19 protein-coding genes and 4 pseudogenes are annotated in these 22,844 nt (G+C 72.7%); 6 read left to right on the forward strand and 17 right to left on the reverse strand.

The genetic code is table 11. From position 1 onward, the window contains the following. Positions 1 to 3 precede the first annotated feature (3 nt). The 8 genes and pseudogenes from O7605_RS02930 to hrcA form a co-directional block, all read right to left on the reverse strand. Positions 4 to 363: pseudogene (locus tag O7605_RS02930) on the reverse strand (PhoH family protein); the annotation flags it as partial. Positions 364 to 630: 267 nt separating this feature from the next. Next, positions 631 to 1,338, reverse strand: a pseudogene (locus tag O7605_RS02935) (LAGLIDADG family homing endonuclease); the annotation flags it as partial. Between the two features lie 42 nt (positions 1,339 to 1,380). After that, a pseudogene (locus O7605_RS02940) lies at positions 1,381 to 2,127 on the reverse strand (PhoH family protein); the annotation flags it as partial. A gap of 183 nt (positions 2,128 to 2,310) precedes the next feature. Beyond that, positions 2,311 to 3,699, reverse strand: coding sequence for a serine hydrolase domain-containing protein (locus O7605_RS02945; RefSeq protein WP_269737787.1), 1,389 nt, complete (start codon positions 3,697 to 3,699; stop codon positions 2,311 to 2,313). After that, complete coding sequence (locus O7605_RS02950; RefSeq protein WP_164449415.1) at positions 3,696 to 4,055, reverse strand: histidine triad nucleotide-binding protein; 360 nt, start codon at positions 4,053 to 4,055, stop codon at positions 3,696 to 3,698. Before O7605_RS02950 ends, O7605_RS02945 begins: the two co-directional genes overlap by 4 nt. A gap of 45 nt (positions 4,056 to 4,100) precedes the next feature. Next, positions 4,101 to 4,835, reverse strand: coding sequence for a 16S rRNA (uracil(1498)-N(3))-methyltransferase (locus O7605_RS02955; protein ID WP_269737788.1), 735 nt, complete (start codon positions 4,833 to 4,835; stop codon positions 4,101 to 4,103). A gap of 1 nt (position 4,836) precedes the next feature. Further along, entirely contained in the window at positions 4,837 to 5,982 is a 1,146-nt protein-coding gene (gene dnaJ, locus O7605_RS02960) for a molecular chaperone DnaJ (protein ID WP_269737789.1), read from the reverse strand. 73 nt (positions 5,983 to 6,055) lie between these two features. Further along, positions 6,056 to 7,078, reverse strand: coding sequence for a heat-inducible transcriptional repressor HrcA (hrcA, locus tag O7605_RS02965; protein ID WP_269737790.1), 1,023 nt, complete (start codon positions 7,076 to 7,078; stop codon positions 6,056 to 6,058). A gap of 210 nt (positions 7,079 to 7,288) precedes the next feature. On the opposite strand from hrcA, the gene O7605_RS02970 reads away from it, so the two are divergent. Beyond that, on the forward strand, positions 7,289 to 7,864 hold the full coding sequence (locus O7605_RS02970) for a DUF4870 domain-containing protein (protein WP_269737791.1): 576 nt from the start codon (positions 7,289 to 7,291) through the stop codon (positions 7,862 to 7,864). 27 nt (positions 7,865 to 7,891) lie between these two features. Here the strand turns inward: O7605_RS02970 and hemW are convergent, their stop codons facing one another. Continuing rightward, on the reverse strand, positions 7,892 to 9,115 hold the full coding sequence (gene hemW, locus O7605_RS02975) for a radical SAM family heme chaperone HemW (protein ID WP_269737792.1): 1,224 nt from the start codon (positions 9,113 to 9,115) through the stop codon (positions 7,892 to 7,894). Positions 9,116 to 9,135: 20 nt separating this feature from the next. Here hemW and O7605_RS02980 point away from each other — a divergent pair, with 20 nt between their 5' ends. The 3 genes from O7605_RS02980 (at position 9,136) to O7605_RS02990 (ending at position 12,126) form a co-directional block, all read left to right on the forward strand. Beyond that, the gene (locus tag O7605_RS02980; RefSeq protein ID WP_269737793.1) at positions 9,136 to 9,924 is read left to right on the forward strand and encodes an enoyl-CoA hydratase-related protein; all 789 of its coding nucleotides are present in this window, start codon (positions 9,136 to 9,138) and stop codon (positions 9,922 to 9,924) included. 118 nt (positions 9,925 to 10,042) lie between these two features. Next, complete coding sequence (locus O7605_RS02985; RefSeq protein ID WP_269738690.1) at positions 10,043 to 11,002, forward strand: hypothetical protein; 960 nt, start codon at positions 10,043 to 10,045, stop codon at positions 11,000 to 11,002. Positions 11,003 to 11,220: 218 nt separating this feature from the next. Continuing rightward, on the forward strand, positions 11,221 to 12,126 hold the full coding sequence (locus tag O7605_RS02990) for a phytanoyl-CoA dioxygenase family protein (RefSeq protein WP_269737794.1): 906 nt from the start codon (positions 11,221 to 11,223) through the stop codon (positions 12,124 to 12,126). An 88-nt stretch (positions 12,127 to 12,214) separates the two neighbouring features. Here O7605_RS02990 and O7605_RS02995 read toward each other — a convergent pair whose 3' ends face one another. From O7605_RS02995 to O7605_RS03010, 4 genes are all read right to left on the reverse strand, one after another. Then, positions 12,215 to 12,859 (reverse strand): MOSC domain-containing protein, encoded by a 645-nt coding sequence (locus O7605_RS02995; protein ID WP_269737795.1) that lies wholly within the window; start codon positions 12,857 to 12,859, stop codon positions 12,215 to 12,217. Between the two features lie 138 nt (positions 12,860 to 12,997). After that, positions 12,998 to 13,285: a GlsB/YeaQ/YmgE family stress response membrane protein gene (locus O7605_RS03000; protein WP_093407532.1), complete on the reverse strand. Its 288-nt coding sequence runs from the start codon at positions 13,283 to 13,285 to the stop codon at positions 12,998 to 13,000. 214 nt (positions 13,286 to 13,499) lie between these two features. Beyond that, positions 13,500 to 15,374 (reverse strand): translation elongation factor 4, encoded by a 1,875-nt coding sequence (gene lepA, locus O7605_RS03005; protein WP_269737796.1) that lies wholly within the window; start codon positions 15,372 to 15,374, stop codon positions 13,500 to 13,502. Between the two features lie 94 nt (positions 15,375 to 15,468). Continuing rightward, entirely contained in the window at positions 15,469 to 16,002 is a 534-nt protein-coding gene (locus O7605_RS03010; protein ID WP_269737797.1) for a DUF4240 domain-containing protein, read from the reverse strand. Positions 16,003 to 16,089: 87 nt separating this feature from the next. Here O7605_RS03010 and O7605_RS03015 point away from each other — a divergent pair, with 87 nt between their 5' ends. Together O7605_RS03015 and rpsT are read left to right on the forward strand one after the other, a co-directional pair. Beyond that, positions 16,090 to 17,076 (forward strand): phosphotransferase family protein, encoded by a 987-nt coding sequence (locus O7605_RS03015; protein ID WP_269737798.1) that lies wholly within the window; start codon positions 16,090 to 16,092, stop codon positions 17,074 to 17,076. 135 nt (positions 17,077 to 17,211) lie between these two features. Then, positions 17,212 to 17,478 (forward strand): 30S ribosomal protein S20, encoded by a 267-nt coding sequence (rpsT, locus tag O7605_RS03020; RefSeq protein WP_164449404.1) that lies wholly within the window; start codon positions 17,212 to 17,214, stop codon positions 17,476 to 17,478. Positions 17,479 to 17,578: 100 nt separating this feature from the next. Here rpsT and O7605_RS03025 read toward each other — a convergent pair whose 3' ends face one another. The 4 genes and pseudogenes from O7605_RS03025 to O7605_RS03040 form a co-directional block, all read right to left on the reverse strand. Further along, the gene (locus tag O7605_RS03025) at positions 17,579 to 18,160 is read right to left on the reverse strand and encodes a hypothetical protein (protein WP_269737799.1); all 582 of its coding nucleotides are present in this window, start codon (positions 18,158 to 18,160) and stop codon (positions 17,579 to 17,581) included. Continuing rightward, a complete protein-coding gene (gene holA, locus O7605_RS03030) occupies positions 18,157 to 19,137 on the reverse strand; it encodes a DNA polymerase III subunit delta (RefSeq protein WP_269737800.1) in 981 nt (326 codons plus the stop codon). Before holA ends, O7605_RS03025 begins: the two co-directional genes overlap by 4 nt. Before the next feature lie 121 nt (positions 19,138 to 19,258). Beyond that, positions 19,259 to 21,668 (reverse strand): annotated as a pseudogene (locus O7605_RS03035) (ComEC/Rec2 family competence protein); the annotation flags it as partial. 6 nt (positions 21,669 to 21,674) lie between these two features. Next, positions 21,675 to 22,511: a ComEA family DNA-binding protein gene (locus tag O7605_RS03040; protein WP_443083894.1), complete on the reverse strand. Its 837-nt coding sequence runs from the start codon at positions 22,509 to 22,511 to the stop codon at positions 21,675 to 21,677. Between the last annotated feature and the right edge of the window lie 333 nt (positions 22,512 to 22,844).

Below are 22,844 nucleotides of genomic sequence, written 5' to 3' on the forward strand. Positions count from 1 at the left end.
GGTCTAGCGGCGCCGGCCGCCGCGGTTGCCCTGGGCGCTCCGCCCGGACACCGCGTGCACGCCCTGTGCCTGCTGGTTCTCGGCGTCCCACCGCGCGTACGCGTCGACGATCTCACCGACCAGTCGGTGACGGACCACGTCCGCGCTGGACAACTGCGCGAAGTGCACGTCCTCGACACCTTCCAGGATGTCCCGGACGACCCGCAGCCCGCTCGTCGTCCCGCCGGGCAGGTCGACCTGGGTGACATCGCCGGTCACCACGATCTTGGAGCCGAAGCCGAGCCGGGTGAGGAACATCTTCATCTGCTCGGGCGTGGTGTTCTGCGCCTCGTCGAGAATGATGAACGCGTCGTTGAGCGTGTTGTGCGTGACCAGGAAGTCATCGGTGACATACAGCGAATCCGCCGCGGCCACCTGGATGCACATCGTCTCCTGGACACCTGCGGGGACGATCGAGTCGATGAAACGCATCGGCCGGCCGCCGCCGCACTCCTCGTACCGCTGGCGCTTACGCGAGAGCCGGAACGGCGTTACGCCCTCCGGCAAGCGGATCTCCACGACGTAGGCGTCCGACCGGTACGCGACCGGTCGGCCGTTCGCCAGGCCCGGCGTGCGGCCCTCCGCCACTCGAACGCGCCAGGTGGCCACCCCGCCGAGCGACTGGACCAGGTGGACGACGTCGTCACGCAGTCGCGGAGAGGTCGTCGAGTACTGCACCCGGCAGGTACGTCCCGCCTGGACGACCGGCCCGCCGTCGGTGTCCAGCAGCCCCTGCAGAACGGCCAGTCGGACATCGACGCTGTTCTGGAGATAGACGGACGGCACGAACTTGGTGCCCGACTTCGTGCCGGCCAGACCCAGCTCACGGAGTGCGACAGTCACCGGGTTAGCGACGATCACCCCGCCTCGGTGCCCCTTGGTGTGCCGGAGTACGTAGTCGTAGTCGCTCTTGCGGTGCAGCTCGATGTCGACGAGGTTGTCCTCGATCGCGCGAGCGAGTTCAGGGTCCGCCGTGGTGAACCCCGGCGTCGTCCGGCACGAGATCGACCTGTCACCGAGCAGCAGGCCGAGGACGTACGGATCGAGCGGAACGTCCTGCGGCTCCAGCTGGACCGGAGCCACCACCGGCAGTTCGTAACGGCGGATGTACCCCCGCCGCTCCTGCCCGATCATCTCCTGGGTCTCCAGCGTGCGTCGCCGACCGCGCCGCTTGTCCTCGGGCGTGGCGACCGTCCAGAGGTGCTCACCGCAGCACAGGGTGGAGGCCCCGTCCTGCGTGGTCACCCGGTAGACCTGCTTGGGCCCCTGGGGGTAGATCCCGATCACCGGGGTCGGCATGCCGTTCGAGCCGATCACCAGGTCGCCGACCTGGAGTGAGCCGAACCGCTTGAAGCCTTCCGGTGTCAGTACGCGGGCGTCGTACGGCTGCGCCCGACCCCTCATGTATGCCAGGGGGGCGACCTCGATCGTGCCGGCGGCCATCAGCTTCGGGATGGTCTCCGGGTCGAGCATGTCGTGCAGGGCGTCGTAGAGCGGGCGCAGGTAGGGGTCGATCTTCTCGTTGAGCGTGCCGGGCAGGAACCCGAGTCGCTCGCCCGCTTCGACCGCCGGCCGGGTCAGGATGATCCGGTTGATCTGCTTGGCCTGCAACGACTGCACCGCCTTGGCCATGGCGAGGTAGGTCTTGCCGGTGCCCGCCGGGCCGATGCCGAAGACGATGGTGTGCCCGTCGATCGCGTCGACGTAGCGCTTCTGCCCCAGGGTCTTGGGACGGATGGTGCGCCCCCGCCGGGACAGGATGTTGAGGGTCAGGACCTCGGCGGGCCGCTCCGTGCCACCCTGTTCGAGCATGCCGACGGTACGCCGGACGGCATCGGTGGTCAGGGTCTCGCCTTTCTCGATGAGTTCGAGCAGCTCACTGAAGAGCCGCTCGGCGAGGGCGTTGTCGGCGGGAGCGCCGGTGATGGTGATCTCGTTGCCACGCACGTGCACGTCACTGTTCAGCGAGCGCTCGACCAGTCGCAGGATCTCGTCACCCGCGCCGAGCAGGTTGACCATGATCTTCGAATCGGGGACCGTGATCCTGGTCTGCACCCGGGGCGGGCCGGGAGGTGGGGTGCCGGTCATAGGTCGGGCCCGAGGGCCCTGCGCCACCTGCTCTCGATCTCGATGCCGGGCCAGTGGCACGGCGTGCGGACGTTGCCACCATCGTATCGGGTCAACGGCGCGGACACGCTGCCCATTTCCACCGCTTCGACGCGCCGGCCGAAACGGGCGAAACAGGGCATTCAGCCCGGGTGAGCCGCCCGGTCAGCCGCGGAAGTCGAAGCCGTCGAAGGTCTCCTGGCGGCGGGTGAACCGGTAGGTCGCCCAGTGCATCCGGACCACCACGCCGGCGGAGTCCCGGGTGAGCCGGAGCAACTCGCCGTTCTCCCGGCCGGAGACGGTACGCAGCACGTCGGGCTGGCCCGGCACCGGGGCGAACACCGCTGGCGGCTTCCCCGGCGGGTCACCGGCACCACGGGCCCGCAGGGCCCCCTCGTGCCACGAGAAGACGTACTCGAAGCCCTCGCCCCACCAGCGGCCGAGCAGCCCGCGCAGGTCGGGCGGCGCCGGATCACCCGGCCGCCACGGGTCGATGTCGGCCGGATCGTGCTCGACCGCGGCGGCGAGCAGCCGGTGCGGCAGTTCCAGCAGCTCGACCGCGGTGCCGGAGGAGCCCAGCACGGCGGCGCCGAAGGCCCCGGGCGTGCCCTCGCCGCCCCGGCGGCCGTACGCCCCGGCGAGGAAGCCGGGCATCGCGCCGTCGTGCCCGACATGCACGACCCGCTCCCCCTGCGGCACCAGGATCAGGCCGAGACCGAACCCGCCGGCCCACACCGCCTCGTCGGTGACCGTCACCGGCCAGCGCATCTCGTCGAGCGTGGTCGCCGCGAGCACCCGGCCCGCGGCGTCCAACGCCGCCGGGTCGGCCAGGAAGGCGGCCCAGCGGGCCATGTCGGTCGCCGTGCTCCACAGCTGCGCGGCCGGACCCACCGCGCCGAAGTCGGTGGGCGGCTCCGGATGCGCCTCGTCGGAGTACGCGTCGACCAGGAACCCGGTCGCGGCACGTGGCCCCGGAGCGGCCGTGGTGGCGGTGAGCCCGAGCGGGGTCAGCACCCGCTCGGTCAGCACCTCCGCCCAACTGCCGCCACGCAGCTGACCGACCAGGTGGCCGAGCAGCGCCATGCCGAGATTCGAGTAGTGGTAGCGGCGTCCGGTCGGCAGCACCCGCTCGGCCCGGGCCAACTCGGTGATCAGTTGGTCGGTGTCCGGTGCGCGCAGCGTGTCCCAGACGTCGCCGTACGGTTCCCGTTGCAGGCCGGCGGTGTGCGACAGCAGCCGGCGTACGGTCAACTCGCCGTGTGCCGGCAGGTCCAGGTGCCGCCGCAGCGGGTCGTCGAGGTCGAGCAGCCCGTCGTCGCGGCACTGCATGACCAGCACGGCGGTGAAGGTCTTGGTCACCGAGCCGATCCGGAACCGGGTCTGCTCGTCCAGCGCCGTGTCGTTCCCGGTGCCGCCGGCGGTGCACGTCCACAGTGGTCGGTCGGCGCGGTGCACCGCCGCCGAGACCGCCGGCACCCGGGCCTGCGCCTGGACCTGCCGCACCATCCGCTCCAGCCGACCGGCGGCGGAGGTGTCGCCGGCGGCGGAGGTCATCCGAGGCTCCGGGCCAGCATCGGGCCGAGCGGGGCGCCGCCGAGCACGTGCGCGTGCACGTGGAAGACCTCCTGGCCGCCGTACGCCCCGGTGTTGAACATCAACCGGAACCCGTCGCCGAGCAGGCCCTCGTCCTCGGCCACCGCGGCGGCCGTGGCCAGCACCTCGCCGGCCAGCGCCGGATCACCCTGACCGAGGGTGGCCACGTCCGCGTAGTGCTCCTTGGGCACGACGAGCACGTGCACCGGCGCCTTCGGGTCGATGTCGCGGAAGGCGAGCGTGGTGGGCGTCTCGCGGACGACGGTGGCCGGAATCTCGCCGGCGACGATGCGGCAGAACAGACAGTCGCTTCCCATCCGGGCAGTGTAAGGAAGAAATCCTCGGCGCCGTCGCCGCGCCGCTCACCAGCGCAGCAGGCGGGTGGCGAGGACCGCCAGGGCGGCCACGCCCGCGGTGGAGGTGCGCAGCACCGACTGGCCGAGCCGCACCGGGCGGGCCCCGGCTTCCTGGAAGGCGGACAGCTCGGCCGGGGTGATGCCGCCCTCCGGGCCCACCACCAGCACGATCTCGCCGTGGTCGGGTAGCTCGACGGTGGTGAGCCGGTCGGTCGCCTCCTCGTGCAGCACGTATCCGGCGGCGGCCCCGGCGATCCGGCGCGTCACCGACGCGGTGCTCTCGTCCGGCGCGCCGGCCACCACCGGCAGCCACGCCCGACGGGCCTGCTTCGTCGCCTCCCGGGTGGTGGCGAGCCACCTGTCCCGGGCCCGTACGCCCCGGTCGCCGCGCCACTGCACCACCGAGCGGCCCGCCGCCCAGGGGACTATCTCGTCCACGCCCGCCTCGGTCATCGCCTGCACGGCCAGCTCGCCCCGGTCGCCCTTGGCGATGCCCTGGACCACCACCAGCCGGGGGTTCGCCGCGTCGACGTACCCCCGGTCGGTCACGTCGAGGTCGAGGGTGCCCCGGCCGACGGCGGTGACCACGGCGGTGGCCGTGCCGCCCCGACCGTCGGCGAGCAGCACCTGCTCACCGACGCGCAGCCGCTGCACGGTGGCGGCGTGGTGGCCCTCCGGGCCGTCCAGCACCATCGAGGCGGCGGTGGGCAGCGACTCGACCAGGAACAGCGGCGCGGACACGTCAGGCGTGGCCGTTGAAGGCGTCGCGCATCCGGGAGAAGAAGCCACCCTGCTTGGTCAGCTCGGCGACCTCCTCGCCGCGGGTCTTGGCGAACTCGCGCAGCATCCGCTCCTGGTCGGCGTCGAGCTTGGTGGGGGTACGCACGTCCAGGTGGACGTAGAGGTCGCCCCGCCCGGTGCCGCGCAGGTGCGGTACGCCCCGGGCCCGCAGTCGCAGGGTGCTGCCCGGCTGGGTGCCCGGCTTGACGTCGACCGGTTCCTCGCTGTCGAGCGTCTTGATGGTCAGCCGGGTGCCGAGCGCGGCGGCGGTCATCGGCACGGTGACCCGGCAGTGCAGGTCGTCGCCCTTGCGGGAGAACACGTCGTGCGGCCGTTCGTGGATCTCCACGTAGAGGTCACCGGCGGTGCCGCCGCCCGGGCCGACCTCGCCCTGCTGGGCCAGGCGGATCCGCATGCCGTCCTCCACCCCGGCGGGGATCTTGACGGTCAGCGACCGGCGGGTGCGCACCCGGCCGTCACCGGCGCAGGTCGGGCAGGGCTGCGGGATGGTGGTGCCGTAGCCCTGGCAGACGGTGCAGGGCCGGGCGGAGACCACCTGGCCGAGGAAGGTGCGCTGCACCGACTGCACCTCGCCCCGCCCGCCGCACGCCTCGCAGGTGGCCAGGTGGGTGCCGGCGGCGGTGCCGGCGCCGGAGCAGGTGGTGCAGAGCACGGCGGTGTCGACGGTGATCGGCGCCTCGACGCCGAAGGCCGTCTCCTGAAGGTCCAGCTCCAGTCGCAGGATCGCGTCGGCACCGGGGCGGGTACGCGGACGCGGGCCGCGTCCGGCGCCGGTGGCGCCGCCGAAGAACGCGTCCATGATGTCCTGGAAGCCGACGAAGGGTCCGGCCCCGCCGGGGCCGCCCGGACCGCCGGGCCCGCCCCCGCCGGGTGCCAGCGGGTCCCCGCCCAGGTCGACGATCTGCCGTTTCCGATCGTCCGAGAGGACCTCGTACGCGGCGTTGATGTCCTTGAACTTCTCCTGTGCCTCCGGGTCCGGATTCACGTCCGGATGGAACTGGCGCGCCAGCTTGCGATAGGCGCGCTTGATCTCGTCATCGGAGGCACCCTTGCTCACGCCGAGAATGCCGTAGTAGTCCCTGGCCACTGCGTTCCGTGTCCTCGTGTTCGTCTCGAGTTACGCCGTTCGGCGGCGGCAGCCTGCCGTCGGCCCTGACTTGTCAGTTCTGGGCCAGCAGCTCGCCCACGTAGCGTGCCACGGCCCTCACCGTGGCGATGGTTCCGGGGTAGTCCATCCGGGTCGGTCCGAGCACGCCCATCCCCCCGACGATGGTCGCGCCCGGGCCGTACCCGGTGCTGACCACGGAGGCCGCCCGCAGGTTGTCGTACTCGTTCTCGTCGCCGATGCGCACCCGCAGGGTGCTCGGCTCCACCTCGCCGATGAGCTTGAGCAGCACGACCTCCTCCTCAAGTGCTTCGAGGATCGGACGCAGCGAGCCCTGGAAGTCGAGCAGGCCGCCCCGGGCGAGGTTGGCGGTGCCGGCCAGGGCCAGCCGCTCCTCGTGCCGCTCGACCAGGGTCTCCAGCAGCACCGTGGACAGGGTGGTCATCGCCGGGCGCAGGTGTGGCGCGCAGTCGTCGATGAGGGTCTGCACCAGCGGCGGGGTCTCCGACAGGCGGACGCCCACCAGTTTCTCGTTCACCAGCCGGCGCAGGTCCAGCACGTCGTCGGCGGGGACCGGCGCGGGCAGCTCGACCAGCCGCTGCTCGACCCGGCCGGTGTCGGCGATCATCACCAGCATCAGCCGGGTGGTGGAGATCGGCACCAGTTCCAGGTGACGCACCCGGGACCGGGCCAGGCTCGGGTACTGCACGACGGCGACCTGCCGGGTCAGCTGCGCCAGCAGCCGCACCGTGCGGTGCACCACGTCGTCGAGATCGACGGCGCCGGCCAGGAAGCGCTCGATCGCCCGGCGTTCGGCCGGACTGAGCGGCTTGACCCGGCTCAACCGGTCGACGAAGAGGCGGTAGCCACGGTCGGTGGGCACCCGCCCCGCGCTGGTGTGCGGCTGGCGGATGTAGCCCTCCTCCTCCAGCACGGCCATGTCGTTGCGAACGGTGGCCGGCGAAACGCCGAGCTGGTGCCGCTCGACGAGCGACTTGCTGCCGACCGGCTCCTGGGTGGCGACGTAGTCCTCGACGATCGCGCGGAGCACGGCGAGCTTCCGGTCGTCCAGACCCATCCTTGCCACCTCCTGTCGCAGGTCAGCTCGCGGCGTCACGGCCGCCAGAGGAACACTCTGGCACTCGACTGTAGCGAGTGCCAGTCTACGTCGGCGCCCCCGTCCACGCGATGATCAAGTCAGCACCTTCCTCATCGAGCCGATCGGCGGGTTGACACTCGCCGGTGTCGCTCTGGTGCGCCGTTGCCGCTGGCACCTACCGTGGCCTCCATGACTGAACCACCTCGTCCCCCGGACTCCGGCGACGAACCCACGACACCACTGTCCGGTTCGCCTGGCCAGGGCGGCTATCCCCCGCCCGGCGGCTATCCACCCCCCACCGGCGACCAGCCGCCGCCGGCCGGCTACCCCCCACCCGGCGGTTACCCGCCGCCGGGAGCACCCGGTGTCGGCTACCCGACCGGGGGCTACGGCGCTCCCGGCGGTGGCTACGCCAACAACGAGGACAAGACCTGGGTGCTGATCGCACACTTCGGCGGCCCGCTCGGCGTGGTCGTCGGCGGCGGGCTCTTCGGCTGGGTGGCGCCGCTGATCGCGATGATGGTCCGCGGGCAGCAGTCCCCGATCGCCCGGGCGCACTCGGTGGCCGCGTTGAACTTCCAGCTCACCTGGGCGGTCGCCGGGGTGCTGAGCTGGGTGCTCGCCACCATCACCTGCGGCATCCTGTTCTTCGTGCCGATCATCGTCGCGATCGTGCCGCTGATCTTCGGGATCGTCGGCGGGGTCAAGGCCAACGAGGGTGTGCTCTACCAGTACCCGATGACGTACGCCTTCGTGAAGCGCTGACCGCGCCGACCGGTCTGATGACGGGGGTCAGGGCAGCAGGTCGCGGACCACGGCGTCGGCGAGCAGCCGGCCGCGCAGGGTGAGCACGGCGCGGCCGGCGGCGTGGGCGGGCTCGGCGAGCAACCCGGCGGCCAGCGCCCGCGCCGCGCCGGCCCGGCCGGCGTCGGTCAACACGTCGAGCGGCAGGCCGCCGGCCAGTCGCAAGCGGAGCATGACGTCCTCCATGTGCGCCTCGTCGCCGGTGAGCACCTCCCGGGCCTGCCCGGGTGACTCCCCGGCGGCGAGGCGTTGCGCGTACGCGCCGGGATGTTTGACGTTCCACCAGCGCACCCCGCCGACGTGGCTGTGCGCCCCCGGCCCGAGGCCCCACCAGTCCCCGCCGGTCCAGTAGAGCAGGTTGTGCCGGCAGCGTGCCTGCGGCGTGCGGGCCCAGTTGGAGACCTCGTACCAGGAGAAGCCGGCCGCGCCGAGGGTGGCCTCGGCGGCCAGGTACCGGTCCGCCGCCACGTCCTCGTCCGGGTACGGCAGCTCGCCCCGGCGCATCCGGGCGGCAAGTCGGGTGCCGTCCTCGACGATCAGGGCGTACGCGCTGACGTGGTCCACGCCGGCGGCCACCACCTGGTCCAGTGAGGCGGCGAAGTCCTCGGCCCGCTCCCCCGGCGTGCCGTAGATCAGGTCGAGATTGACGTGGTCGAAGCCCGCGTCGCGGGCCTCCAGGGCGGCGGCGGTGGCCCGGCCGGCGCTGTGCCGGCGGTCCAGCACGGCGAGCACCCCGGGCGCGGCCGACTGCATGCCCAGCGAGATCCGGGTGTACCCGGCCGCGCGCAGCTCCTTCAGCGAGGTCGGCGTCACCGACTCCGGATTCGCCTCGGTGGTCACCTCCGCGTCGGCGGCCAGCCCCCAGGTCCGGTCGATCGCGTCCAGGATGCGGGCCAGGTCGTCGGCGGGGAGCAGGGTGGGGGTGCCGCCGCCGACGAAGACCGTCTGCACCCGGGGCGGCGGAGCGTCCTTGAGCACCCGGGCGGCGAGGGCCAGCTCCGCCAGCACGGTGTCGGCGTAGCCCTCCCGGCTCGCTCCGCCGCCCAGCTCGTCGGCGGTGTACGTGTTGAAGTCGCAGTAGCCGCACCGGCTCGCGCAGAAGGGCACGTGCACGTAGACCCCGAAACCCCGGGTGCCCACGGACGCGCGGGCGGACGCGGGCAGCGACCCGTCGGCCGGGACGGGCTCGCCTGCTGGAAGGACGCCGGGCATGGCCACTAGTGTGCCCTGGCATGACCTCTCCCGACGCGCTCGTGCGGGTCGCCACGGCCCACGGGGTGACCACGCTCACCCTGGACAGTCCGCACAACCGCAACGCGCTCTCCACCCCGTTGATGACCGAACTGCTGGCGGGGCTGGCCGCCGCGGTCGCCGACGACGCGGTCCGGATGATCGTGCTCGACCACACCGGGCCGGTCTTCTGCTCCGGAGCCGACCTGAAGGAGACCGCGGCGGCGTACGCCAGCGGCACGGTGCCCGCCGGGATGCTGGGTGACGTGCTCGCGGCGGTCCGGGAGTGTCCGAAGCCGGTGCTGGCCAGGGTCGCCGGCCCGGCGCGGGCCGGCGGCCTGGGCCTGATCGCGGCGGCCGACCTGGCGGTCTGCGCGGCCGAGGCCACGTTCGCCTTCACCGAGGTGCGGATCGGGGTGATCCCCGCGGTGATCTCCGCGACGGTGCTGCCCCACCTGACGACGCGGGCGGCAGCCGAGCTGTACCTGACCGGCGACACCTTCGACGGCCGACGGGCCGCCGAGATCGGCCTGGTCACCGCCGCGGTGCCGGCCGAGGAACTGGACGCCACGGTGCGGCGGTACTGCGAGTCGCTGGTCCGTGGGGCCCCGGCGGCGCTGGCCGGGGCGAAGCGACTGCTGCGCCGTCCGCCCGCCGTCGACCTGCGCGCCGAGCTGGCCGAGCTGGCCGAGTTGTCCACCGGGTACTTCCTGTCGGCCGACGGGGTCGAGGGGGTCACCGCGTTCCGGGAGAAGCGGGCACCGCGCTGGGTGGCGGAACTCGGCAGGTGAGGTACGGCCGGGACGGGGAACCTCGGGTTGCGCGTGGGTGCCGCGCGGGGGCGGAACCGGTCGGACGACACGTACGGGTCGATGCGGGACGTACGCTTGGCGGACCTTGACACAGGAGGTGCGGGTGCGATCTCGGGCTGTCGCGACGGGCTTCGTGGTCCTCGTCCTGATCGCCGCGATCGGGATGATCGTGGTGCTGAGGCAGGCCGGTGACGGGCTACGGCTGCCGCTGGCCGGCCGGGCCTGCACGGTGCAGGCCGACGGCGAGGTGACGCTCGACTCGCAGCAGATGGCGAACGCGGCGACCATCGCGGCGATCGGCGTGCAGCGTGAGATGCCCGAGCGGGCGGTGGTGGTGGCGCTCGCCACCGCGTACCAGGAGTCCGGGCTGCGCAACCTGACCGGTGGCGACCGCGACTCCGTGGGGCTGTTCCAGCAGCGACCGAGCCAGGGGTGGGGCACACCGACCCAGATCCGCGACCCCCGGTACGCGGCGGGCAAGTTCTACGCGGCGCTGAAGAAGGTGCGCGGCTGGGAGGACATGCGGGTCACCGACGCGGCGCAGAAGGTGCAGCGTTCGGCGTTTCCGGAGGCGTACGAGAAGTGGGCCGACGAGTCGCAGGTGCTCACCCGGGCGCTGCTCGGTCACGCCAGCACGGCGGTCAGCTGCGCGGTGGGCGGTGATCCGGTGCTGCGCGGTGCCGCCGCCATCGCCGCGCTGACCGAGGGACTGTCGCTCGACTGGGGTCTGGTGGCCCTCCGCTCCGGCGACGACCGGCGGGCGGGCCGGGGCTACTTCAGCTCCGCCGTCGACAGCTACGGCAACCCGACCCTGCTGAAGGTGAGCGTCAACGACGTCGAGCGGAGCCCCGCCGGCAGCCTGACGACCTCGGCCGAGGGCGTGCGGGCCGGCTGGCGGTACACGCACTGGCTGGTCTCCCACGCGAAGGAGCACGGGGTGAAGCGGGTGACCTACGACGGCCGGGAGTGGACCGCCAAGCGCGGCGACTGGAAGCGGTTGCCGGACAGCGACCGGGGCGACGCGGAGGTCCTCGCCGAGGTCCACGCCGACGTCTGAGCGACCCCGATCTCCTTACCCGCAGTCACCGCAAAAACCGGCAATTACCCACGTAAGGCCCCGTCTCGCCACGTTGGGTGACGTGCGGTAGTCGAGCAACCGCCATCAGTCGCCATGCCTGTGGAAAGGTCACGGGGTGCCCCACGGGCCGTCCGGACGCGCGTTACGATCGGCGGCCTGTGCCAGAAATGGTTTCACCTCTTGGGGAGGGGTACGACGTGGCGTTCGACTACGGCGACCGGACCGGCTACGAACCGATCAGTGACGTCGACCGCAAGGAGTTCCACGAGCAGGGCTTTCTCCTGCTGCGAAACGTCCTGACCGAGGATCACCGGGCCGCTCTCGAGGCCGCGGTCGACCGGGTGTACGAGGAGGAGAAGGCCAAGGGCAACACCACCAAGGACGGCACCCTGCACCTGCTGGGTTTCCTTGAGCGGGACGAGCTCTTCGGCGAGCTGCTCACCCACCCGATCGCGTTCCCCTACATGTGGGGCCTGGCGGGCTGGAACATCTACACCCACCACAACCACCTCGACGTGACGCCGCCGGCGTTGGAGCCCGAGAAGCCGTACTGGGGTTGGCACCAGGACGGGTACCGGCAGAACTCCGACCCGGAGACGATGGACCCGAACCTGCCGCGGCCGATGTTCTCGCTGAAGGTCGCCTACGTGCTCTCCGACCTGTCGGAGAAGGGCCGGGGCGCGACGAAGGTGATCCCGGGCAGCCACCTGTGGAACTCGCTGCCCCGCCCGACGGACCTGAGCGTGCACAACCCGGACCCGGAGGGCACCGTCGAGATCACCGCCAACCCGGGCGACGCCTTCATCTTCGACCGCCGCCAGTGGCACTCCCGGTCGACGAACCTGTCGAACGTCACCCGCAAGATGCTGTTCGTCGGTTACACCTACCGGTGGATCCGCCCGCTGGACGAGCTGCACCCCGACAGGGACGGCGAGTGGTACCGCAACCGCACGCCGGTGCAGCGCCAGCTGCTCGGTGAGGGCACCCACACGGCCAACTACTGGGGCATCAACTGGGACGGCTACATCGACGACGAGATCCCGCTGCGCAAGGAACTCAAGCAGCGCGGTCTGCTCAACCGCAACATCCCCTGGCTCCGCTGACCGGACCGTTGACGACAGGCCCCGTGGCCACGCCTGGACGTGGTCCCCGGGGCCTGTCGTGTCATCTCGGCACGGACCCGGCCGTCGATCAGCCGGCCGGCTCGCCGACCCGGCGACGCGCCTTCTCCCGGATCGGCTCGGGCAGGTCGTCGGCCGCCAGCAGCCTGGGCAGCAACGACGGCTCCAGGCTGAGCGCGCGGAACACCTCGCCGAGGGTCACCCCGTGTGCCGGCCGGTGCACGATCTCGATCGGATCGCCGGCACCCACCGCGCCCTCGCGGAGCACCCGCAGGTACGCACCGGGGGTCGCCCGCGCGGTGAACCGCTTGATCAGATCCGGTACGCCCCAGAAGCCGGCGAAGGTCCGGCACGGCGTGCGCGGCATGGTCACCTGGAGCAGCGCCTCGCCGACGGCCCACTGCTCGCCGATCACGGCACCGGTCACGTCGACCGCGTACGTGGTGAGGTTCTCGCCGAAGCCACCGGGGCGGATGGTCCGCCCGAGGTCGGCCTCCCACCAGGCCGCGTCCTCCTCCGCGTACGCGTAGACGGCCTTGTCCGGGCCACCGTGGTGGGCCCGCTCGCCGATGAAGTCGCCGGCCACGCCGTCGACGCGGAACAGCACCGGCGCGTCGGCCGGCCGCTTGTCGATGCCGCTGCGTCCGCTCGCCGCACCGGCCCACGCCGCCTGGGTCACGATCCCGACGTTCACCGATGCCACCCTGCCCGTCATGATCACATTCTACGGGGAACGGCCTCGGCGCGCCGCCCTCGCGCACCGGCGGACGCCTCAGGTCGATCCGCCTCCGGACGTACCCGTGCGAAAGGCGCCCGACCTCGATGGTCGGGCGCCTTTCGACGGGTTCAGCGGTTACCGGTGGGTGACACCCCGGCGGTTGCGGCCCACCCCGGCGACCAGCGCGACGGCGACGGCGGCCAGCAGCACCTGGAGCATCAGCTCCCGCCAGTCGATGCCGGCGGTCTCGGCGAAGCCGGACGCGCGGGCGATCACGGTGCCGAGCAGCGCGGCACCGACACCGATGAGCATGTGCAGCCAGATCGGCATGTTCTGACGGCCCGGTACCACCAGTCGGCCAAGCGCACCGACGATCAGACCAACGATCAGGGCGGTGATGATGCCCCAGACGGTGAGCTCCATGATCGCTCTCCTTCACGAAAGACGTTCAACGTTTGTGGTGTTCCTGTCGTGACCGCCTAATGCCCGACCCACGAAGATCCCAAACCGGCTTTTCTGGCCGAGAGGTCGCGACCACCCCGAAAGATCGCGCCACCGGCCCACACGCGAACGGGCGCCCGGCCGAGGTGGCCGGGCGCCCGTGGGGACGGCTGCGCCTACGTACGCAGCCGCACGATCACTTCTTTCCGCTGCCCTTGCTGTCGGAGTCGGAGGAGAGCGCGGCGATGAACGCCTCCTGCGGTACCTCCACCCGGCCCACCATCTTCATCCGCTTCTTGCCCTCCTTCTGCTTCTCCAGCAGCTTGCGCTTACGGCTGATGTCGCCGCCGTAGCACTTGGCGAGCACGTCCTTGCGGATGGCGCGGATCGTCTCCCGGGCGATCACCCGGCTGCCGATGGCCGCCTGGATCGGCACCTCGAACTGCTGGCGCGGGATGAGGTTGCGCAGCTTCGCCGCGATGGTGGTGCCGTAGGCGTACGCCTTCTCCTTGTGCACGATCGCGCTGAACGCGTCCACCGGCTCTCCGTGCAGCAGGATGTCGACCTTGACCAGGTCGGACGCCTGCTCGCCGGAGGGCTCGTAGTCCAACGACGCGTAGCCCTTGGTACGGCTCTTCAACTGGTCGAAGAAGTCGAAGATGATCTCGGCGAGGGGCAGCGTGTAGCGCAGTTCCACCCGGTCGGCGGAGAGGTAGTCCATGCCCAGCAGGCTGCCGCGGCGGCCCTGACACAGCTCCATCACCGCGCCGACGTAGTCGTTGGGGGTGAGCACCGTGGCCCGCACCGTCGGCTCGTACACCTCGGCGATCTTGCCGGTCGGGTACTCGCTGGGGTTGGTGACCACGACCTCGTCGCCGTCCTCCTGGATGGCCCGGTAGACCACGTTCGGCGCGGTCGAGATCAGGTCGAGGTTGAACTCCCGCTCCAGCCGCTCCCGGATGATCTCCAGGTGCAGCAGGCCGAGGAAGCCGCAGCGGAACCCGAAGCCGAGCGCACCGGAGGTCTCCGGCTCGTAGGTCAACGCGGCGTCGTTGAGCTTGAGCTTGTCCAGTGCGTCCCGCAGCGCCGGGTAGTCCGACCCGTCGATCGGATACAGGCCCGAGTAGACCATCGGCTTCGGATCCTTGTAGCCGCCGAGCGCCTCGGTGGCCGGCCGGCCGTTGATGGTGACCGTGTCACCGACCCGGGACTGCCGGACGTCCTTCACCCCGGTGATCAGGTAGCCGACCTCACCGACGCCGAGCGCGTCCGCCTTGACCATCTCCGGCGAGATGACCCCGATCTCCAGCAGCTCGTGGGTGGCGCCGGTGGACATCATCTTGATCCGGTCCCGGGCGCCGATCCGCCCGTCGATCACCCGCACGTAGGTGACCACGCCCCGGTAGACGTCGTAGACCGAGTCGAAGATCATGGCGCGGGCCGGGGCGTCGGCGTCACCGACCGGCGGGGTGAACTGCCGGACGATCTCGTCGAGCAGGTACGGCACGCCCTCGCCGGTCTTGCCGGAGACCCTGATGCAGTCCGCCGGGTCGCCGCCGATCAGGTGGGCCAGTTCCTCGGCGTACTTCTCCGGCTGGGCGGCCGGCAGGTCGATCTTGTTGAGCACCGGGATGATGTGCAGGTCGTTCTCGAGCGCGAGGTAGAGGTTCGCCAGCGTCTGCGCCTCGATGCCCTGGGCCGCGTCGACAAGCAGGATCGCGCCCTCACAGGCCGCCAGCGACCGGGACACCTCGTAGGTGAAGTCGACGTGACCAGGCGTGTCGATCATGTTGAGCACGGCCTGCTCGCCGGCCCGCTCGCCCTCGGCGATGGTCCACGGCATCCGGACCGCCTGGCTCTTGATGGTGATGCCGCGCTCGCGCTCGATGTCCATCCGGTCGAGGTACTGCGCGCGCATCTGCCGCGGGTCGACCACGCCGGTGAGCTGCAACATCCGGTCGGCCAGGGTCGACTTTCCGTGGTCGATGTGGGCGATGATGCAGAAGTTCCTGATCCGCGCCGGGTCGGTGGCACCAGGAGCGTTCGCGCCGGGATCGAGCGTCGGTGGCACAGCGGTCCGTTCTGGTCGGCTGACGTGAGCGGGCCGGCACGCGCCGGCCCCCTCTATGCTCCCACGTCCCCGGCGGGCGTCGGCCGGGCGTCCGTCACTCCTGCGGCGGCTCGACGAAGAGGGTGGCGAGCCGGGGCAGTCGGCGGCGGGCCTCCTCCTCGTCGTCGAAGTCCCAGAAGTCGTTCAGGTCGGGTTGCCGGATCGCCTCGCGCTCCCCCGGCAGGTCGCTCGCGGTGGCTCTGCGGTACGCGTCCCACGGCACCGCGAGCATGTCCGCGCACTCGAACTCCTCGCCGCTGAGCGAGGCGGACCGGATCTGTGGCAGCTCGGCCAGCGAGTCCGGGTCGGCGACCGCCCGGGCGAACACCTCCCGTCCCTGGGTCATCAGCCAACCCCGGAAGTACTCGAAGCCGTCGTCGGAGGCACCGCCGTTGATCAGGTAGGCGGCGCCCCAGAGATCGACCCGGTAGGACGCGGCGAGGACCCGTTGCTGGTGGTGGGCGTACCCGACGATCTCCTCGGGGTCGCGGGCGGCGAGCAGCGCGACGGCCCGGGCGGCGACGGCGTCCGGCTCTCCCCCGCCGGTGCGGGCGCGGTCGATCAACTGCCAGAAGTCGTCGGTCCTCATGGCCCGCCAGTCTGGCAGACGCCGCCTCGGGTGCCCGGATCCGCGCCGGAGGTCGCCGCCCGACCGGTCACCGGGCAGCATGGTCGAGTGAGCGTTCCGTCCCCGCCCGCCGTGCCGTACCACGCCACCGCCCAGCGACCCGCCTGGTCGGACCTGCCGGCGCGGGTGCGGGCCGCGGTGGCCACCCGGCTGGGCGCCCCGGTGGTCCAGGCCCGGACCGCCGGTGCCGGCTTCACCCGCGGCTTCGCCGCGCTGCTGCGCGCCGCCGACGGGCACCGCGCCTTCGTCAAGGCCGCGCCGCACGCCGAGCAACCGCACCTGGTCGACTGGTACGCCCGGGAGGCCGCGATCCTGAGCCGGCTGCCGGCCGGGCTGCCGGTGCCCCGCCTCCGCTGGACGCTGTGGGAGGCGGGCTGGTTCGTCCTGTGCCTCGATGCCGTCGACGGTCACACCCCCCGGCTGCCCTGGAACCAGGTCGAACTGACCGCCACCCTCGCCGCGTTCACCGGCGTCGCCGAGGCGCTCGCCGATCCTCCGGACGAGTTGACCGCCCTCGGCCTGCCCCACCTCGCCGACCTGGCCCGCGAGGACATCCTCTGGTGGGACGAGGTCGACGCCGGCCGGGAACCGGTACCGCCGCTGCCGGCCCCGGCCCGGGGACGGCTGGCCGAGCTGGTGGCGCTGGAGTCGCGCCTGCCCGGGTACGCCGCCGCCGCGACCGGGCTGACCCACGGCGACCTGCGGGTCGACAACGTGCTCGTCGACACCGCCGGTGCGGCCTGGTTCTGCGACTGGTCGTGGCTGTGTCACGGGCCGGCCTGGTTCGACCTGGTCACCCTGCTGATCACCGGATACGCCACCGGGCTGGACGTCGACGCGCTCTTCGCCGCCCACCCGGCCGCCGCCGACGCACCCGACGACGCCCTGGATGTCGCGCTCGCCGCCCTGGCCGGCTACCACCTCACCGCCACGACATCGGCACCACCCACCGCGTCGCTTCACTTGCCCGCCCACCACCGCTGGACCGGCGAACAGGCCCTCGCCTGGCTCTCCCACCGCCGCGCCTGGACCTGACCCCACCCGGGTGGGGCGGGAGGCTGTTTTGGCCTGTTCGAGCCGACCTGGTAACCTGGCTCTTCGCGCAGCGATGACGCATGCTCGTCGCGCGCACAAGCTGACCAACCCGAGCTATCAAGACGAGGCTGTCGCGTGGCGAACATCAAGTCCCAGATCAAGCGCAACCGGCAGAACGAGAAGCGCCGGCTGCGTAACAAGTCGGTCAAGTCGTCGCTGAAGACCGCCATCCGCAAGTTCAACGAGGCCGCTGAGGCCGGTGACGTCGAGAAGGCCACCGCCCTCATGCAGGATGCCTCGCGCAAGCTGGACAAGGCGGCCAGCAAGGGCGTCATCCACGGCAACCAGGCCGCGAACCGCAAGTCCGCGATCGCCAAGCGCGTCGCGTCGCTCGCCTCCTGAGTTAGCGCCAGTCCTGACGGAGCCCCGAGGCGATGCCTCGGGGCTTCCGCACGTCCGCCCACCGGTCGTGCTCACGTCGAAGTCCGACCGGTCGCCCGGTTCAGGATCCGGGCTCGGTGGTGCCCGGTCGAGGCCCGGTCCCATCCCGATCCGCCGCCGGCCGGCTCCGGCCCGCTTCCTCGGCACCGCGGCGCGCGTCGTGCACGGTTCCACCCGCGCCGTCCGTGGACCGGTCGGGCCGGCTGCCGAGGGCAGGCGGCCGCCGCCGTACCGCGCCGGGGCGCTCCACCTCCGTCGGCTCGGTCCGCACCACGACGCCGGGCACGCTGTGCCGCAGCCAGTCGACCCGGGCACGGCCCACCACCGGCTCCATCTGTTGACGGAACCGGTCGCGTTCCTGCTCGGGTACGGCCGCCGCGGAGCGCACCACCGCGGCGGCCACCAGATCGTTGAGCTTGACCATCACGGCCACCGTGGCGGGTAGCACGAGCACCGCCCACCAGGTCACCAGTTCCGCGAGCGCGAGCAGCGCCGCCAGCGCGATCGCCCCCTCGAAGAAGATGAAGCAGAGCACCCCGCCCGGGTTGACGAACCGCAGGCCGAGCGCCCGCGCGTAGAACGGACGGTACCGCTCCTCCTCGGCCGGGATCGTGGCCCACGAGCCACGGAGGGCTCCGCTCACCTCGTGCCGCCCCGCCGGGCGGCCGCCACCGAGAAGACCGCCTTCTCCAGCGCGTACGCCCGGTCGTCGGAACCGCCCTTGACCGCCGCGTTGCACTCCGCCGCCGCCCGCATGGCCAGGACCAGACCGTCCGGGGTCCAGCCACGGGCCTGCCGTTGGGCCCGTTCCACCTTCCAGGGCGGCATGCCCAGGCTGCTGGCGAGTTGGTACGGGCTGCCCCGGCCGGCCGAGGCGACCCGGGCGACCGTACGGATGCCGTCGGCGAGGGCGTCGGCGATCGGCACCGGATCCACCCCCACGTGCAACGCCCAGCGCAGCGCCTCAAGCGCGCCCGGCAGGTCACCGACCATCGTGGCGTCCGCCACCGTGAAGCCGCTCACCTCCACCCGCCCCCGGTAGTAACGCGCCACCGTGTCGGCACCGATCCGGCCGTCGGTGTCGGCGATCAGCTGCGAGCAGGCCGCCGCGAGTTCGCGCAGGTCGTTACCGACCGCGGCAAGCAGCGCCTCGGCGGCGTCGTCCGTGCACCGCCCGCCGGCCCGGCGGAACTCGTCGCGGACGAAGGCCACCCGATCGCGGTGGCCCTTCAGCTTCACGGCGGGCACCACCCGGGCACCGGCCGACTTCAGACCGTCGGCGAACGCCTTGCCCTTCGCGGCACCGAGATGCGTCACCACGAGCTGCACCTCGGGGTCGGGGTTCTTGGCGTACGCCAGCAGGGCGGCGACCAGGTCCTTGCGGGCGTCCTGACCGGACCGCAGCACCAGCACCCGACGCCCGCCGAACAGCGACGGGCTGAGCATCTCGTCGATCTCGCCGACGGTGAGCTGGCCGGCCTGGTACTCGCGCACGTCGACACCGGAGTCGGCGGCCCGGGCGGCGGCCACGGTTTCGGACACCGCGCGCGTGGCGAGCAGCTCCTCGTCGCCGAGGACGAGCACAATAGGAGCGGCACTGGCGGCGGTCACGCCGCCCATATTCGCACGCTCGGCCGGTCGGTCCACTCTGCTCGTCCAGACTCGGCCGGTGAACCCCGCACTCAGCGCAAATCCGGACATAGAGCTTATCTCCTGCTTTATGCCGTAAATAGTTGTCGATTCATCGTGGTGGACGAATCCGGTCGACGCCGGCGCTCACCACCGCCAGCCCTCGGGGCGACCGCACCACCGCCACGTCACCGCCGACGTCGGTACGCAGCACCCGGGCACCGCCCCGGGCCAGCCGGGCCAGCACCGCCCCGGGTGGCCGTAGCTGTTCCCCGTACCGACCGGCACCACCGCCACCGCCGGCCGCACCGCGTCCAGAAAGGCCGGATCCTGGTACGCGCTGCCGTGGTGGGCGACCTTCAGCACGTCCGCCCGCAGCCCGTCCGGCGGCAGCCGTTCCCGCAGCGCCCGCTGTTCCTCCACCTCGGCGTCGCCGGTCAGCAGGATCCGCACCCGGTCGACGGTGGCGAGCAGCACCAGGGAGTTGTTGTTCGGATCCGAACGGGTTCCGCGCATCGGGTACGGCGGCCCGAGCACGGCCAGGTCGACCGCGCCGGCCCGGTAGCGCCAACCCGGCTCTGCGGCGACGACCGGCGTACCGTGTGTCGCGGCGGTGCCGCGCACCAGGTCCCGGCCGGCCGCCGGTTCCGGCCACTGCGGAACCAGCACCGTGTCCACCCGCCGGTCCCGGAAGATCCCGGCCACCCCGCCGGTGTGGTCCACGTGGAAATGGCTGACGACCAGCAGCGACACCCGGCGCACACCGAGCCGACGCAGGCAGGCGTCCGCCGCCGCCGGATCCGGACCGGCGTCGACCACGACCGCACGCCCGGCCGCCACCGGCAGCAGCACCGTGTCGCCCTGACCCACCGCACAGGCCGTGACGACCCAACCGTCCGGCGGCCAGCCGGGCGCGACCACCCGCACCGGCAGCGCGCCCAGCACGACCGCGACGGCGCAGACCGCCACCAGACGGCGCACCACCGGGCGCCGGGCGGCGACCAGCAACGCCACGGTCAGCACCGTCAGCAGCAGCGCCCCGGACACCCCGCCCGGCCAGGGCAGGTTGCCCGCCGGCAGCCGCGCGCCGTACCGGGCTACCAGCACCAGCCACCACGCCGGCCAGTGCGCCAGCCAGGCGAGCAACTCGGCGCCGCCGGGCCAGATCGGCGAGAGCGTCGCCGCCGCCACGCCGAGCACCGTCGCGGGCGCGATCGCCGGCACCGCGAGCAGGTTCGCCGGCACCGCGACCAGGCTGACCGTGCCGGTCAGGCCGGCGACCACCGGCGCACAGGCGAGTTGTGCGGCGGCCGGCACCGCGAGCGCCTCGGCCACCCCCGGCGGTACGCCCCGCCGGCGCAGACCGTCCCGCCAACTCGGCGCGAGCAGCAGCAGACCGCCGGTGGCCAGTACGGACAGCGCGAAGCCGGGATCACCGGCCAGATCCGGGTCCACCACCACCAGCACCGCGACGGCGGCAGCCAACGCGGGCACCGCCGCCCGGGGGCGACCGGCCGCCAGCGCGGCGAGCCCGATCGCGCCCATGGTGGCGGCGCGTACCACGCTCGGCGACGGCCGGACCAGGATGACGAAGCCCACCAGAGCCAGCCCGCAGAGACCGACGGCCAGCGCCGGACCGGCTCGGGCCCAGCGGGCCAGCAACAGCACCGCCCCCACGACGATCGCGACATTCGATCCGGACACCGCGTTCAGGTGCGTCATCCCGGTGGCGCGGAAGTCCTCCGCCACCGCGTCGGGCAGCCGGCTGGTGTCCCCGACGACGAGGCCGGGCAACAGGCCGCCCGGCTCGTCCGGCAGCGGTGCGCACGCCTGCTGGAGGCCGGCGCGGAGCCGACCGGCCGCGCGTTGCAACGCCGAGGGAGCACCCAGTCGCACCGGTGCGCCCACGGCCATCAGGACCGCACCGGTGAGGTCGCCGCCGCGCGGCTCGGCCAGCCGCCCGTCGGCGGTGAGCCGTTGCCCGGGCAACAGCCCGCGCCAGGCCGGATCATCGGCGAGCACCAGTACCCGCGCCGGTACGGCGATCCGCTGGCCCTGCGGCCCCGTCAGGGCCACCAGCCTGGCCGGCACCAGCAGGGTCGGTGGACGACCCACGATGCCGCCGCGCACCGGCCGGGGGTCGTCCCGGACGACCAGCTCGGCGGTGACCCGGGCCCGTTCGTCGACCAGGGCACGCAGCGGGCCCGCGTCCCGTACGGTCAGCCGCGCCGAGGTGGCCGCCCCGCCACAGATCACGCCGATCAGGATCGCCACCACCACCCAGCCGTGGCGACGCACGGTCGGGCCGGGTCGCCCGGCGAAACCGAGCAGGTGCAGGGTCACCGCACCGGCGAGACCTGCCGCGACGGCGGCGAGCAGCAGCGTCCGGCGGGCATCGAGATGCAGCCCCGCCAACGCGGTGAGCCAGGCCGCCACCGCCAGCCCCGCCGTGCGGAGATCGGGTGCTCCCCCACCGGTCACGACTCCGGAGGTTCCGGCCGACATGCCGATCGGAGCGGGCGACGCCCTCACACCGTCACCAGGTCCTTGAGTTGCTCGTACCGGGCGTCACCGATCCCGGTCACCTGACGCAGGTCGCCGACGGACCGGAAGCCGCCGTGCTGATCGCGGTACTCGATGATCCGCTGGGCGAGCACCGGACCCACCCCGGGCAGCGTTTCGAGCTGCGCCGAGGTCGCGGTGTTCAAGTTGACCCGCCCACCCGCGCCGGGTCCGGCACCCGGGAGCGGGCCGGCTCCCGGACCCACCGCGCCCGAGGGCGCCGGGACGCCGACCAGGATCAGCTCGCCGTCGCTGATCTTGCGGGCCGGGTTCAGCATCGCCACGTCCACCCCCGGCAACGCGCCTCCGGCTGCGTCGAGGGCGTCGGCCACCCGCGCGCCGGCTGCCAACCGCACCAACCCGGGCCGGCGGACCTTACCGGCGACGGCGACCACCAGCTCACCGGTCGAACCCGCCGTCGGCCCGCCCGGCTCGTGGCCGGCCTCGACGGAGGGAGCCGGTGTCCCGGCGGTGCCGGTCTCGGCGACCACCGGCTCCACCTGAGGACGGGACCGCCAGGTCCAGACGCCCGCGGCGAGCACCACGAGCACGGCGACGGCCGCGAGCGCCCGCACTCCCCGCCGCCCCGGATCGAAGGCACTCGGCCCCGGAAGCGGGCTGGGCGGCGCCTCGTCGACCGTCCGCCCTCGTCCGACGTCGACCGGTGCCTCGTCGCTGACCCCAACCGGACCACCGGTCCGAACAGGACCACCGGTCCGAACCGGCCCGCCGGTCCGAACCGGCCCGCCGTCGCGAACCGGACCCGTGTCACCGGCGCGGGTGGCGGCCTGGACCGGCAGCAGCACGGTCGGCCACTGCGTGACCGGCGGCGGCACCCCGCCGGCAGTCCCGGCGAGCGGTGGCCGGCCGACGGACGGAGGCAGGTCAACATCCGACGGCCGCCCGACGGACGGAGGCAGGTCAACTTCCGGTGGCCGCCCGCCGGACGGAGGCCACCCGGCGAGGGCCGGCGTCCGGTCGTCTCCCGGCCACGGCGGTACCGCGTCGTCCGCCGGCCGGTCCAGCGCGCCGGGCATCAGGTGCCACAGTCGCCGCCGGACCGCCATCTCCTCGTCCTCGTCCCTCGACACGGCGCGAGGCTAGGGCGGCGAGGCACCGCCAGGCGCGCCGAGCCG

Origin of the sequence: Verrucosispora sp. WMMA2121, from assembly GCF_027460185.1 — a bacterium.
GTDB classification, from domain to species: domain Bacteria; phylum Actinomycetota; class Actinomycetes; order Mycobacteriales; family Micromonosporaceae; genus Micromonospora; species Micromonospora palythoicola.